Raw genomic sequence first — 13,669 nt, 5'->3', positions numbered from 1 at the left:
AGAGTCGAGGTGATTATTTTTTCTTCAGGCATTCACTCATGAACGTCTTGCGCGCATCGCCGGCCAGTGCCTTGGTTTTCGCATCGGCATTACAGGTTTTCATTTTTTCCTGCTGCGGGGTCAGGGCCTTGGCATCGTTGGCCGCCGGCGCTGCCTTGAGGCAGGTGCTCATGAAGGTTTTGCGCTCATCGCCTTTCAGACTCTTGGCGGTCGCATCGGCATTGCAAGTGGTCATTTTGTTCTGTTGCGCCGTGGCGGCGAAACCCTGGGAACACAGGAGCAAACCAATCATCAACAAAGGGACACGCAACATCTTCATGGAGTTTTCTCCTTGTCGCCGCTTCGATGGAGGCGGCCTCTTCGGCAGTGTAGCCAAATCTTGTTACACCTTCCTGCCTTCCAGGTGACTGCGGCGGTACTGCTCCGGCGTGCAGCCGGCCTGACGGGCAAACATGGCGATAAAAGCCGAGCCGCTGCTGTAACCAAGGTCGAAAGCGATCTCCTGCACACTGCGTGAAGTTTCCAGCGCTTCGATCGCGGCGAGATAGCGCAGGCGCTGTCGCCACTCGCCAAAACTCATCCCCAGTTCGCGAACAAACTGCCGCGCCAACGTGCGCTCGCTGACATGCACCTGCGCCGCCCAGTGCGCCAGCGGTTGATTGTTGCCGGGCTCGGCCTGCAACGCATCGAGGATCGCCAGCAACCCCGGACTGCTCGCATAGGGCAGATAACACTCATGCACCGGTGCCTGTTGCAGTTGATCGACCAGCACCTGGGCCAGACGCTGATCGGCATCGAGTTCGGGGATCTTCACGTCGCGGGCCGCGAAGTCTTTGAGAATCGCCTTGAGGATGTCGCTGATCGCCAACGTGCAGGCCCGCGTCGGCAACTCGGCGCAGACCCTGGGGTCGAGACACACCGCGCGATAGTTGACCGGTTGATGGCTGTAGAAACTGTGCTCGACCTGCGGCGGCACCCACACCGCGTACTGCGGCGGCGACATGAAGCGACTGCCGTCGACGTCCATGTGCAGCACGCCGTGGGCGGCATACTCCAGCGTGCCCCATGGATGACGGTGCGGCGCGGCGAATTCGTGGGCGGTGAAATCGGCGTAGCGGAAGTACACCGCCGATGGCAGTTCGCTGAAATCCAGCAGATCGATGTGTTTACTGTTCATGCTGTCCGGTTTCAGAGGCAGGTTGTCCGGTTCGAAGTATAGGCTTGCATCCAGACAAGGGATAATTGCGCTTCATCAACGTACTGGTTTCAACCCATGCAATACGCTTTTCCTCTGCTGGCGATTTTTATCTGGGCCGGCAATACCGTTATCAACAAACTCGCGGTCGGTGCGATCTTCCCGGCGGAGATCGGTTTTTACCGCTGGCTGCTGGCGGGTCTGTTGTTCACGCCGTTCATGCTCAAACAAGTGGTCGCGCACTGGTCGCAAATTCGCCCGAACCTGGGCAAGATTTTCGTCCTCGGCGTGCTCGGCATGGCGGTCTATCAAAGCCTCGCCTATTTCGCCGCGACCCTGACCACCGCCACCAACATGGGCATCATCCTGTCGCTGATGCCATTGATGTCGCTGGCCATGGCGATCATCAGCCTCGGCCAGCGCCTGACAGCCGGTGCGCTGGTGGGTGCGGTGTTGTCGTTCGCCGGCGTGCTGGTGGTGGTGTCGTCCGGCAGCCTCGGCGCGCTGTTGCAACACGGGGTGAACCTGGGTGACGCCATGATGCTGATTGCCACGCTGGCCTACGCGATTTACAGCACCCTGCTGAAAAAATGGCAGCTACGCCTGCCGCCGCTGGTGTTGCTGTACTTGCAGGTGCTGGTGGCGATTGTGGTGCTGTTTCCGCTGTACGCCACCTCGCCGAAAACCGGGCTGACACTGCAGAACATTCCGCTGGTGTTGTACGCGTGTCTGCTGGCTTCGATGCTCGCGCCGTTGGCGTGGATGCAGGCGGTGATGCGTTTGGGGCCGAGCCGGACCACACTGTTCTTCAACTTGCTGCCGTTGATTACGGCGTTGATTGCAGCGGTGGTGTTGAAGGAACAACTGGCGATGTATCACCTGGTGGGTGGTTTGCTGACGTTGGGCGGGGTGATTTTGTCTGAGCGCTGGACGACCGTGTTGGGCCGACGGGTCAGCATCGCCTGACTCGGCCTGTGGCGAGGGGATTTATCCCCGATGGGTCGCGAAGAGCCCCCTTTCTTCCCCCTAACAACTGGGGCTGCTGCGCAGCCATCGGGGATAAATCCCCTCACCACAACACCCGATTTAGACGCCAGCTGCTTTCAGGCGCGCCGCATGCTCGACAAACAGCCGCACCGGATCGGCACCCTTGCCCACCAGCCCCAGCGACTGGTTGACGATATCGAAGTGATCCAGCGGATAGTCATCGCCAATCACTGTGCCCAAGTGCGAACTGTAACGCCCGACCATGCCATCGCACTGCCCGGGTTCACGCACGAACGTTCTGGCAAACAACCGGCAACTGCGATTCGTCCCGTCAAACAGATTGCCGCCACGATCCGTCTTGCCCGGCTGCAACGTCCCCGACCACGAGTAATAGCGCACGCCGTTGACCTCTTCCGGCCCGTGCCCGCCCCAGGTTTCGGGCAGGCCCTGTGGATAACGCTGGTTAAACAGCGCCACACCGTCAAAGGTCAGCGATTGGTGCGAGGCGTGGATATCCACCGGCAGTTTTGGCCCGTGATACCCGGTATCCAACAGCGCCATCAACCAGCCGACAAAACGCAGCAGCGCTTCAAGAATGCGCCCCTTGGCGCTGTCCGCCGGGTAGTGCTTTTGCAGATAGTCGGCCAGTTCCGAACCGTGATTAGGCCCGGCGACCGACGTCACCGAGGCCACCAGATCCGGGCGCTTCGCCGCGGCATAACGCGCGGTCAGCGAGCCTTGGCTGTGGCCGAACAGATTGACCTTGGCTGCGCCAGTCTCGCGCAGAATCTCCTCGATCCGTGCCAGCAATTGCTCGCCACGCACCTCGGTCGAATTCAACGGCGACACCTGCACGGCAATCACCGTCGCACCACCACGGCGCAAGGCTTTGATGATTCCGTACCAATAGGGATAAAGCACCAGCCGGATAAACCCGAGCATTCCCGGCACCAGCACCAGTGGATAACGCGTACGCGAGGCGTGCGACATGGGCAAACATCCTTGTGGTCGGTGAGTGGATGCAAGGCGTGCAAAACGCCCGCCAAGCATCCTCCTTGAACATGACAACTCGATGAGCAGCCTACTTCAGCCCCACCACACCCGCCACAATCAGGCCTACCGACAGCAGTTTGACCAGCGTCAGGCTCTCGCCCAGCAGCGCGAAGCCGAGAAAAACGGTGCCCAGCGAACCAATGGCGGTCCAGATCGGATAAGCCACGCTTACCGGTAACTCACGCATGGCCAACGTCAGGAAGTAGATCCCGCCCACCGCCGCAACCACGGTGACCAGAGACGGCCACAGTCGGGTGAAGCCTTCGGCGTACTTCATGCCCATGGCGAAGGTGACTTCGAACCCGGCCGCAATCAGCAGGAACAGCCAAGCCACCTAGAACGACCGGGCGAGGTCAAGCAAACGCTGCTCGGCCTCGGCCACCGACACCGCGAAAGTGCGCTCGGCAGACTCCTCACCCTCGGCTGCGACCACCGTGACATCGTTGATGCCGACGAACCCCAGCGCCGTGCGCAGCCATGGATCGGCGTGGTTCAGCGCTTCAAGCTCACCGCCGGGACCGAAGCCGAAACCGCCTCGACTGGTGACGATCAAGGCTTTCTTGCCTTGTAACAGCGGCGTGTACTGGGCAATGCCGTTGTCCAGCGTGTGGTCGAACGTCAGGCCCAGCCGCACGATCTGATCGACCCAGGCCTTGAGGCCACTGGGCACGCTGAAGTTGTACATCGGCGTGGAAATCAGCAGCAGGTCGTGGTCGAACAACTCGCCGACCAGTTGATCGCTGAGCGCCAGATCGGCCTGCATCGACAATGGTCGCGCCTCGGGTTCCGGGTAAAACGCCGCCGCGACGAAGGCCTCGTTGACCGCCGGAATCAGCGCCCGCCCCACTTCACGCCGAGTCACCTGAGCCTGCGGATGGCGCGCTTGCCAGGCACTGAGAAAACCTTCTGCCAAACGCCGCGAGTGAGAACGGTCACCCCGTGGGCTGGCATGAAGTGCAAGAATCCTGTTCATCTATAAATCCTCCGGACTAGAATCAATCTGCTTGTGGCTTGCAGCTTGAAGCGCAGCACGGCATCTCTTCAAATGAGTAGAAATCAGTCTGGATGAATTTTTTTCATCCATGGAGTCACAAATGTTCGCCTCGCTGCCGCTAACCGCCCTGCGCGCCTTCGAATCCGCCTCGCGCTTGCTGAGTTTCAAGGCTGCCGCTGAAGAACTGTCGGTGACACCCACCGCGATTTCCCATCAGATCCGTGCGCTGGAGGACTGGCTGGGCGTCGCGCTGTTCGAACGCCTGCCGCGACAAGTACGCCTGACCGAGGGCGGTGAACGGTTGTTTCGCAGCCTGCACGGTGCCTTGCTGGAAGTGGCGCAAAGCGTCGACACCCTGCGCCCGCAACGCAGCGGCAGCAGCCTGACGCTGTCGACCACCGCCGCGTTCGCTGCGCTGTGGCTGGTACCGCGACTGGGGCGGTTTTATGCGAAACACCCCAACATCAACGTGCGCCTCGATACGCATTGTGAAGTGATCGATCTGCATCAGGACGCCAGTGTCGATCTGGTGCTGCGCTACAGCCTCGATGACTACCCGAATCTGTATGGCCTCTGCCTGTTCGATGAATCGTTCGGCGTATACGGCTCGCCAGAACAAGTGGCACTGGCCGCACGTCGCACACCGACCTTGATCAGCGTGCACTGGCACAATTCGAAGCTGTACGCCCACGGTTGGGAAGCCTGGTGCGCCAAGTCCGGCGAGCACTGGCTGAATCAACATCCGGCGATCCGCGAATACGACGAAGAGCATTACGCCCTGCAAGCGGCGATTGCCGGACAAGGGCTGGTACTGGCGAGCAATATTCTGGTCTCGGAGAGCGTCGCCAGCGGTTTGTTGGTGCCGTACAAGGGCGAGGTTCAGGTCGACGGAGCCGGCTACAGTGCGCTGTGTGTGCCCGGGCGCGAACGACATCCGCCGGTACGGGCATTTTTTGCGTGGCTGCGCGACGAAGCGCAGCGTTCAGGGTTGGCGCCGAGATTGCCGAAAATTCCGTAAAACTTTTTGCATCGCTCAAGACTCACAACCTGGGTAGGCGATCACGTCTGTAGAGCGTGGCGCCAATCGGATTAGCCTCCAGGAGACTGAAATGAGCGACCTGCATTTGTCTGATGTTCAAACCCTGCGCGAGCGCGCACGGCAACACGTGGAAAACGGCGCGGTGACCGAGGGTTACAGCGCCAACCGTGAAGAAGTGCTGCGCTTGCTCAATGAATCGCTGGCCACTGAACTGGTCTGCGTGTTGCGCTACAAGCGCCACTATTTCATGGCCAACGGCCTGAAAGCCCACGTGGCCGCTGAAGAGTTTCTCGAACACGCCACCCAGGAAGCCGAGCACGCCGACCGTCTGGCCGAGCGCATCGTGCAACTGGGCGGCGAGCCGGAGTTCAACCCGGACATGCTGTCGAAAATGTCCCATGCTCAGTACGTGGCCGGGAACACTTTGAAGGAAATGGTCTACGAAGACCTGGTCGCCGAGCGGATCGCCATTGATAGCTACCGCGAGATCATTCAGTACATCGGTGAAAAAGACCCGACCACCCGGCGTATCTTCGAAGACATCCTGGCGCAGGAAGAAGAGCATGCCGATGACATGGCCGACATCCTGAACGACCTGTAAACCTTAAAAGCAAAAGATCGCAGCCTGTGGCAGCTCCTACACTGATCTCTGTAGGAGCTGCCGCAGGCTGCAATCTTTTGATCTGCTGTTACTTGCTTGGCTTGACGGTCACCGGTGCCTTGCCCGCCTTCATCTGTTCCAGCAGCGGCGCACACTGATTAGGTTCCCCGCCACTCGGCGCCACCAGCGCCAGCAGCCCGGCCGCCGGTGCGGCAATCACACCCAGTGCGACCATCCCCGCCCCGCGCAGCAACAGCGGCACCGCTTTGACCCCGGCATCCGGTTTGATGAACTTGCCGCGCACGTACAGCGGCGAACGCAGGGATATCAAACGCCAGCCTTTGGATTCCGGCGTCACCGTCAGGTCCAATTGCTCGGTGGCCATGTTCGCCGTGCCATCGATGTAGATGATCGCGTTCTCGGTATCGAAAACAAACAGCCGCGTGGTGGCCAACCCCGTCTTGATGTCGAAGTCCGCCGCCGCGCAATTAATCTTCACTTCCTTGTCGCCAAAGATCTTGCCGACCACGTAGTTACCGACGTTAAGCCCCGCCAGTTCCATCAACTCACGGCTGATTGCACCGTCGTTGATCAGCATCTTCAGATTGCCATTCGCGCCGCCCAGCAGCTTGGCCACCGAGTTACCGCGACCGGTGATATCCGCATCGCCATTGAGCTCGCCGAAACTGGTTTTCATCGGTTCGAAGGTCGGGAACAGCTCCTTGAGCTTGAACCTGCGCGCCGTCAGTTTGGCCCGGCCTTCCAGCGGTTCGGTACGACCGTTAAGGCGTATCTGCGCGTCCAGATTGCCGCCAGCCACACCGAAGCGCAGCGGTTCCAGGCTGAGCTCGCCATCGTTGAGTTTCAGGTGGGTATAAAGATCGTTGAACGGCAGTTTTTCACTGTGGACGATGCGCTTGCCGGTGAATTCGACATCGGCGTCCATTGCGCGCCAGCGGTCAGTCTTGAACTCTTCCACCGGCAGCACTTTGTCCGCTGGTTGCTTGCTCTCGCCGCCGCGGGCCTTTTGCTTGTCGTTGGAGTCGGCGCCGATCAATGGCGCCAAGTCGGCGAACAGCAGTTGATTGGACAACAGCGCGCCGCTGAGTTTTGGCCGTGGCTGGCTGGCAACGTAGGTCAGGTCACCATGGATGTCGCTACCGCCGATCTTGCCGTTGAATTTTTCATAAGTGAATTTCGCGCCAGCCTCGTCATGCAGCTTGGCGATCAGGTGGCCATCGGTGGAGTAAGGCGGCGTATCCGGCAGGGTCACACCAGTCAACGGATAAAGGTTGCCGAGGCTGGCGCCGGCCAGTTTCAGACGCAGATCGAGGGCGCCGAGGTTGAGCGGGTCGGTCAGGGTGCCGGCCAGCTCGATACTGGTGTCGCCGATTTTCGCCCGGGCTTGCAGCGGGAACGGCTTGCTCGCGTCCTGCAAGGCCAAGAGCCCGCCGATCTTGCCCTGGCCGGTGAGGTTCTGGCCGTGATACTGGCCTTTGACCTTCAAGGCAAAAGCGTAGTCCTGCGGTGCGCCTCCCTTGTCCTGCGCGGTTTTCGCCGCTTTGTCGCCGACGATTTCGCTGAACGGAATCGGCTTGCCCAGCGGATCGATCAACACATCGAGATGGGTCTTGAGCGTCTGGTCATCAAGCGTGACGTGACCCTTGTCGAACTTGATGGCACCGATGTCGACAACCCAGTTCGAAGGCTCGGCGTTCGGATCTTTCGGATCAAACTTGAATGTCCAGTTGGCCCGGCCATCGGCCAGACGCTGCAATTCGGCGTTGGGTTCGGTCAGGTCAATACGCGGGATCGCCACCCGTTGCGTCAACAACGCCAGCGGCGAAATACGCAACTCAACGCGCTTGAGCGTGACCATCTGCGGCTTCTGCGACCAGTCCGGATTACCCAGGCTCAAATCCTCGGCGACCACGTGCGGCCACGGCACCCAGGCGCGCCAACCGCCCTCCTCCGGCTCCCGCTGCCAGATCACCGCGAGGTTGCCGTTGATGGCAAAGGGTCGGTGCAGTTCTTCCGAGACTTTGGCGTTGAGCGGCGGTTTGATGCGGTTCCAGTCGAAGAACACAATGATCAGCACCAGTACGGCCAGTAGCAATAAGAGGATGGCGAAGGTCCAGGTGAAGATTTTTCCAGTGCGCGTCATGCACAAAACTCCTGATCACGACCGCGCGCCGAAAACGCGGCGCACAGCTGAAACGGCGGGCCAAAGCGGCCCATATGAAATCTGTGACTGGCAAAAGGCCCGCAGGTTTAATCAAAAGACAGATTAAGGCGCAAAAAACCGCGCGCAATCTGACCAATCGGTCGAACAGCGTTACCGCCTCCCGCACTTTTGCGAAGCACGAGTGGGTCGAAAATACCCACTGCAGTGCAAAAGCATCCCTCTGAAAGGCCCGATCTAGAGCCTCCCTCCAGAACAATCAATTCTGTTGATTATTACCATTGCGTTTATGAACTTTTATATCGACTTATCGAGAGTAGCATTGCCCTCGTACCCACTTTATCGCCCTCCCAAGGAGCAACCCATCATGAAACGCCAATTACTGCTCAGCCTTACCCTGTCGATGCTTGCCAGCACTGCTTTTGCCCTGCCCGCTGCCGACCAGGCTACTCCGCAAGTAAAAGACAGCCACTCGGTGTTCAGCCAAACCCTCGCCGAAGACGGTTATGACAAAACCCCACAAGGTCAGACCCTGGCTGAAGATGGCTACGACAAGACTCCACAAGGTCAACTTGCCGAAAACGGTCGCAACCGCCTCGAAGAGAAAGGCCTGGTTGAAGACGGTTACGACAAGACTCCACAAGGCCAAGCCCTTGCCGAAGGTGGTAATGATCGCCTGAAAGAAAAAGGTCTGGTCGAAGACGGTTACGACAAAACCCCACAAGGTCAACTTGCCGAAGGTGGTGGTGACCGTGTCATCGAACGCAACAGCGCTTTGAGCTAAGCCCATGGCGGCCCTGAAAAAAAGCCCAATCCCCGGATTGGGCTTTTGACTTTTCAGCCGCAGCTATTAATAGGTCGCCATTTCCCCGCTGCATCCCCCGCTGCCGTTCGACGCCGTTAAAGCCGATTTGCTAGAGTGCTGTGCTTGTCCTGCCGAAGAACACACCTTGCGATGCTGCCCCGCGCCGAACAGAAACAACAGACCCGCAACGCCCTGATGGATGCTGCCCGCCACTTGATGGAAAGCGGCCGGGGATTCGGCAGCCTCAGCCTGCGCGAAGTGACGAAAACCGCCGGCATCGTGCCCACCGGTTTCTATCGGCATTTTGCCGACATGGACGAACTCGGTCTGGTGCTGGTCAGCGAAGTCGGCCAGACCTTTCGCGAAACCATCCGCCTGGTACGCCATAACGAATTCGTCATGGGCGGCATCATTGATGCGTCGGTGCGGATCTTTCTCGATGTGGTCAGCGCCAACCGTTCGCAGTTTTTATTTCTCGCTCGCGAGCAGTACGGCGGCTCGCTGCCGGTGCGCCAGGCGATTGGCCGTCTGCGTGAGAACATCAGCTCCGACCTTGCGGCCGACCTGACAATGATGCCCAAGCTTCAGCATCTGGACGCGGCCGGGTTGAGCGTGATGGCGGATCTGATCGTCAAATCGGTGTTTGCCACCCTGCCGGACATCATCGACCCGCCCGCCGAAGCCTTGCCGGAGCATCTGACCCCGCAGGCAAAGATCACCCAGCAATTGCGCTTCATCTTTATCGGGCTCAAGCACTGGCAAGGGCTCGGTAGTACCGAATAAAGATCAACAGATCGCAGCCTTCGGCAGCTCCTACAGAGATCAAGGCAGGAGCTGCCGAAGGCTGCGATCTTTTTTGTGCGCCGCAAATTGGTGCATGAAAAATTCTTAACGCACCAAAACATCTCAAATCCCCGCAATATCTTGAAACATCCACTACGATCCGACAGGGATTTCCTACATCTCGTCCGATTGGCAAGCCCCTTGCTCTAGCCTGAGTATTGTCCACTGCTGGAAGCTTTCCGATGCTGGTGATTCATCGCAGAATCGACCCTCAACCCGTCTGGGCCGCCGAGTTGCACCTGACCTTCGAAGCACGTAGCAAAAGCCGTTTGCGCTGTTTCAGTGCCGAGAACGAAGACGTCGGGTTGTTTTTGGAGCGCGGTCAGCCGCCGTTGTATGACGGCGAATGCCTACAGGCTGAAGACGGCCGAATCGTCCGTGTCTGCGCCCGCCCCGAGCAACTGCTGCACGTCACCTGCGCCAATGCTTTCGAACTGACCCGCGCCGCGTATCACTTGGGCAATCGCCACGTCGCCCTGCAAGTCGGCGATGGCTGGCTGCGGTTGCTCGACGATTACGTGCTCAAAGCCATGCTTGAACAGCTTGGCGCGCAGGTCGAAGCCATTGAAGCACCGTTCCAGCCGGAACACGGTGCCTACGGCGGCGGCCATCACCATTCGCGACACGGCGACGAAGACTTCAACTACGCGCCCAAACTCCACCAGTTCGGCGTACGTCTGTGAATCCGGCCTGGGCGCTGCTGCGCCTGGCCAGTCCGCAATTGCCGATTGGCGGCTACAGCTATTCGCAAGGCCTGGAAATGGCGGTGGATAACGGCCGCGTGAACAACCCGGACAGCGCCCGCCGCTGGATCAGTGATCAACTGCTGCTCAACCTCGCCCGCTTCGAGGCGCCGTTGCTGCTTGCCCATTGTCAGGCCGCCGCTGAGGAAAACTGGGACGAGTTACTGCGCATCTGCGAAACCCACCGCGCCAGCCGCGAGACCCGCGAGCTGCATCTGGAGAGTCGGCAGATGGGCTATTCGTTGCAGCAACTGCTCAACGGCTTGCCTGAACTGGACGCGCCGGCGCGCCACTTTCTCGATCAATGCACCGAGCCGCACCTGGCTCTTGGCTGGTCTCTGGCGGCCCGCGCCTGGGGCATCAGCCCGCAGGACGCCCTTGCCGCCTGGCTGTGGAGCTGGCTGGAAAACCAGCTCGCCGTATTGATGAAAACCTTGCCGCTGGGTCAGCAAGCCGCCCAGCGCCTGACCAGCGAACTGCTGCCGCTGCTGCAACAAGCCCAGCAGGACGCCACCCGAATCAACCCCGAACACATCGGCAGTGCCGCGTTCGGTCTGTCCCTGGCGTGCATGGCCCATGAGCGCCAGTACAGCCGACTGTTCCGTTCCTAGGGCCTGTTATTTTTGGAGAAGCAAATGAACACACAACCTCTGCGCGTCGGCATCGGCGGCCCGGTCGGTTCCGGCAAAACCGCGTTGACCCTGGCCCTGTGTCTGGCGCTGCGCGAGCGCTACAACCTCGCCGTGGTGACCAACGACATCTACACCCGCGAGGACGCGGACTTTCTGGTGCGCAACGAAGCGCTGGCACCGGAACGCATCATCGGCGTGGAAACCGGCGGCTGTCCGCACACGGCGATCCGCGAGGACGCTTCGATCAACCTCGAAGCGGTGGATCAGTTGAACCGGCGCTTCCCGGGGCTGGATCTGATTCTGGTGGAGTCCGGTGGTGACAACCTCTCGGCGACCTTCAGCCCGGAGCTGTCCGACCTGACCATCTACGTGATCGACGTTTCGGCCGGCGACAAGCTGCCGCGCAAGGGCGGGCCGGGTATTTGCAAGTCCGACCTGCTGGTGATCAACAAGATCGACCTCGCACCGCTGGTAGGCGCCTCGCTGGAGATGATGGACAGCGACACAAAACGCATGCGCAACGGCAAGCCGTTCGTGTTCAGCAACCAGAAAACCGGTCAGGGCCTGGAAGACATCATCGCCTTCATCGAACGCCAGGGCCTGCTGAACGCAGCCTGATTCACTTATCAACAAGGAAGCTTATCCATGACACTCAAACGCATTCTTGGCGCCGTGGCGCTGCTGCTGACCCCGGCACTGGCCTTCGCTCACCCCGGGCATGGCGACAGCGGTTTGATCGCCGGTATCAGCCATCCGATCGGCGGCCTTGATCATTTGCTGGCGATGATTGCCGTCGGTTTGTGGGCAGCGCAGCAGCAAGGTGCGGCACGTTGGGCGTTGCCGTGTACGTTCGTTGGCACCATGCTGATGGGCGGCATGCTGGGTTTTGAAGGGCTGGAGTTGCCAGCGCTGGAAAGCGGGATTGCCGCGTCGGTACTGGCGCTCGGCCTGGCCGTTGCGTTGGCGGTGCGTCCGCCACTGGTGATGGCGGTGGCGGCCACGGCGTTGTTTGCATTGTTCCATGGTGTCGCGCATGGCCTGGAATTGCCGGAAATGAGCAGTCCTTGGGCGTATGCGGCGGGTTTCGTGGCTGCCACTGCTGCACTGCATGCCGCCGGTTATGCGGTGGTTCGTTTTCTGCCTCAAGCTGCTGCACCGTTGGTGCGCCTCGCTGGTGCTGCCTCGGCGGTGACCGGTGCTTGGTTGCTGGCAGGCTGATCCTGTTCGCCTGATCTGGCCTCATCGCTGGCAAACCAGCGCCCACAGGGATCTTGGGTGTTCACACAATTGTGGGCTCACCCAATAACCTGTGGGAGCTGGCTTGCCAGCGATGACGGCCGATCAGACACCGGGCCTCTAAAGGCCGCCGCTCTGCTACCATGTCGCGCAATCGCCCCAGCCGTGACGACGTCCGCCCATGCCCCACGCTTCTCGCTCCAAATCCCTGCCTGAATTGACCGCCCTGTTCAGTGAGGTGCAACAGCACTTTTTGAACGTGATCGTGCCCCTATGGCAAGGCCCGGGCTGGAACGCCGACATGGCGTTGCCTTATGAAGCGCTGGACGCTGCGCACCAACCACTGCCACCACAACGCTATCGGGCGATGGCATGCGCGCGGCAGCTGTATCTGTTTTCCAGCCTGATCGGCGTTGTGGACAACGCCGAAGTCCGCGCGGCAGCGCTGTTCCGCTCCCTGCAACGGCATTTCCATGATGCCGAGCATGGCGGCTGGTTCTACAGCATCGATCCGCAGGGCAAACCGCTGGATCAGCGCAAGGATCTCTACACCCACGCCTTTATCCTGTTTGCCTGCGCGCATTATTGGGAAAAGTCCCGCGAGCCGCTGGTGGAGTCGACGCTGAACGCCGCACTGGAAGTCATCGGCCGACGCTTTGCCACCGGCGACGGCTTGTATGAGGCGTGCCTTGAGCGTGACTGGATCACGCTACAAACCGGCCCGCTGCAAAACCCGCTGATGCACTTGGCCGAGGCTTTCCTCGCCACCCTTGCCGTACGCGAAGACGCGGCAACGCAACTGGCCCTGAACGAGTTGTGCACAGCCATGCACAAGCGCTTCGTCGACCCGCAACATGGCGTGTTGATGGAAAAGCCGCTGGGAGCTGTGGATAACTGGTACGAGCCGGGGCATCAGTTCGAATGGTATTTCCTGCTGGAGTCTTCCCAGCTGTTACGCGGGTCGAAACTGCATACGGCGCTGGACAAGGCTTTCGCGTTTACCGAGCAATTCGGCGTGGTACAGCCGTCCGGCGCGGTGCGGGCCATGCTTGATCTGGAAATGGACGGACGCCCGAAAGATTCGACCCAGCGGATCTGGGCTCAGGCTGAATACCTGCGCGCGCTAACGTTGCGCCCGGACAGCGAAGCGTTGGTGCTGCGCCAGTTGCAGGCGTTGCAGCAGCGTTTCCTGCATGGCGGTGGCTGGCGTGAGTGCCGCGATGAACAGGGCGAAGTCAGCCGCAAGGATATGCCGTCGACGACGCCGTATCACCTTGCAACTTGCTACAGCGGCCTGGCTGAATATCTTCGCTGATTGATCTAACGCTATCGCGAGCAGGCTCACGCCTACAGGGGAGT

The 13,669-nt window shown here is 60.1% G+C and carries 16 protein-coding genes; 10 read left to right on the top strand and 6 right to left on the bottom strand.

The annotated features are described in order from the left end of the window. Nucleotides 1-13 precede the first annotated feature (13 nt). Together PSH79_RS02920 and PSH79_RS02915 are read right to left on the bottom strand one after the other, a co-directional pair. Nucleotides 14-319 (bottom strand): PsiF family protein, encoded by a 306-nt coding sequence (locus PSH79_RS02920; RefSeq protein WP_187678558.1) that lies wholly within the window; start codon nucleotides 317-319, stop codon nucleotides 14-16. 63 nt (nucleotides 320-382) lie between these two features. Continuing rightward, nucleotides 383-1,177 (bottom strand): helix-turn-helix transcriptional regulator, encoded by a 795-nt coding sequence (locus tag PSH79_RS02915; RefSeq protein WP_305441165.1) that lies wholly within the window; start codon nucleotides 1,175-1,177, stop codon nucleotides 383-385. A 96-nt stretch (nucleotides 1,178-1,273) separates the two neighbouring features. Here PSH79_RS02915 and PSH79_RS02910 point away from each other — a divergent pair, with 96 nt between their 5' ends. After that, nucleotides 1,274-2,161 carry a DMT family transporter gene (locus tag PSH79_RS02910; RefSeq protein ID WP_305441164.1) on the top strand — a complete coding sequence of 296 codons (888 nt, stop codon included), beginning with the start codon at nucleotides 1,274-1,276 and terminating at the stop codon, nucleotides 2,159-2,161. A gap of 120 nt (nucleotides 2,162-2,281) precedes the next feature. Here PSH79_RS02910 and PSH79_RS02905 read toward each other — a convergent pair whose 3' ends face one another. From PSH79_RS02905 to PSH79_RS02895, 3 genes are all read right to left on the bottom strand, one after another. Further along, nucleotides 2,282-3,172 (bottom strand): triacylglycerol lipase, encoded by an 891-nt coding sequence (locus tag PSH79_RS02905; RefSeq protein WP_305441163.1) that lies wholly within the window; start codon nucleotides 3,170-3,172, stop codon nucleotides 2,282-2,284. 91 nt (nucleotides 3,173-3,263) lie between these two features. Further along, entirely contained in the window at nucleotides 3,264-3,569 is a 306-nt protein-coding gene (locus PSH79_RS02900; RefSeq protein WP_305441162.1) for a multidrug efflux SMR transporter, read from the bottom strand. Next, nucleotides 3,570-4,208 (bottom strand): FMN-dependent NADH-azoreductase, encoded by a 639-nt coding sequence (locus PSH79_RS02895; protein WP_305441161.1) that lies wholly within the window; start codon nucleotides 4,206-4,208, stop codon nucleotides 3,570-3,572. 109 nt (nucleotides 4,209-4,317) lie between these two features. Here PSH79_RS02895 and PSH79_RS02890 point away from each other — a divergent pair, with 109 nt between their 5' ends. Further along, nucleotides 4,318-5,247 carry a LysR substrate-binding domain-containing protein gene (locus PSH79_RS02890; protein WP_305441159.1) on the top strand — a complete coding sequence of 310 codons (930 nt, stop codon included), beginning with the start codon at nucleotides 4,318-4,320 and terminating at the stop codon, nucleotides 5,245-5,247. Nucleotides 5,248-5,338: 91 nt separating this feature from the next. Then, nucleotides 5,339-5,869, top strand: a complete 531-nt coding sequence (locus tag PSH79_RS02885) for a bacterioferritin (protein WP_305441158.1) — start codon at nucleotides 5,339-5,341, stop codon at nucleotides 5,867-5,869. 88 nt (nucleotides 5,870-5,957) lie between these two features. On the opposite strand, the gene PSH79_RS02880 is transcribed toward PSH79_RS02885, so the two are convergent. Beyond that, entirely contained in the window at nucleotides 5,958-8,033 is a 2,076-nt protein-coding gene (locus tag PSH79_RS02880; RefSeq protein ID WP_305441156.1) for an AsmA family protein, read from the bottom strand. A gap of 385 nt (nucleotides 8,034-8,418) precedes the next feature. On the opposite strand from PSH79_RS02880, the gene PSH79_RS02875 reads away from it, so the two are divergent. From PSH79_RS02875 to PSH79_RS02845, 7 genes are all read left to right on the top strand, one after another. Next, nucleotides 8,419-8,835 carry a hypothetical protein gene (locus PSH79_RS02875; RefSeq protein ID WP_305441154.1) on the top strand — a complete coding sequence of 139 codons (417 nt, stop codon included), beginning with the start codon at nucleotides 8,419-8,421 and terminating at the stop codon, nucleotides 8,833-8,835. A gap of 171 nt (nucleotides 8,836-9,006) precedes the next feature. Then, the gene (locus tag PSH79_RS02870) at nucleotides 9,007-9,639 is read left to right on the top strand and encodes a TetR family transcriptional regulator (protein ID WP_007915913.1); all 633 of its coding nucleotides are present in this window, start codon (nucleotides 9,007-9,009) and stop codon (nucleotides 9,637-9,639) included. 242 nt (nucleotides 9,640-9,881) lie between these two features. Then, entirely contained in the window at nucleotides 9,882-10,382 is a 501-nt protein-coding gene (gene ureE, locus PSH79_RS02865; protein ID WP_187678569.1) for an urease accessory protein UreE, read from the top strand. Further along, nucleotides 10,379-11,053: an urease accessory protein UreF gene (locus PSH79_RS02860; protein WP_305441151.1), complete on the top strand. Its 675-nt coding sequence runs from the start codon at nucleotides 10,379-10,381 to the stop codon at nucleotides 11,051-11,053. Before ureE ends, PSH79_RS02860 begins: the two co-directional genes overlap by 4 nt. Before the next feature lie 24 nt (nucleotides 11,054-11,077). Further along, nucleotides 11,078-11,692: an urease accessory protein UreG gene (gene ureG / locus PSH79_RS02855; RefSeq protein WP_305441150.1), complete on the top strand. Its 615-nt coding sequence runs from the start codon at nucleotides 11,078-11,080 to the stop codon at nucleotides 11,690-11,692. Between the two features lie 27 nt (nucleotides 11,693-11,719). Further along, nucleotides 11,720-12,292, top strand: a complete 573-nt coding sequence (locus PSH79_RS02850) for a HupE/UreJ family protein (protein ID WP_305441149.1) — start codon at nucleotides 11,720-11,722, stop codon at nucleotides 12,290-12,292. A gap of 199 nt (nucleotides 12,293-12,491) precedes the next feature. Further along, nucleotides 12,492-13,625: an AGE family epimerase/isomerase gene (locus PSH79_RS02845; protein WP_305441148.1), complete on the top strand. Its 1,134-nt coding sequence runs from the start codon at nucleotides 12,492-12,494 to the stop codon at nucleotides 13,623-13,625. Nucleotides 13,626-13,669: the final 44 nt, after the last annotated feature.

Source organism: Pseudomonas sp. FP2196 (genome assembly GCF_030687715.1).
Classification (GTDB): domain Bacteria; phylum Pseudomonadota; class Gammaproteobacteria; order Pseudomonadales; family Pseudomonadaceae; genus Aquipseudomonas.
This window is presented reverse-complemented; position numbering and strand designations above follow the sequence as displayed.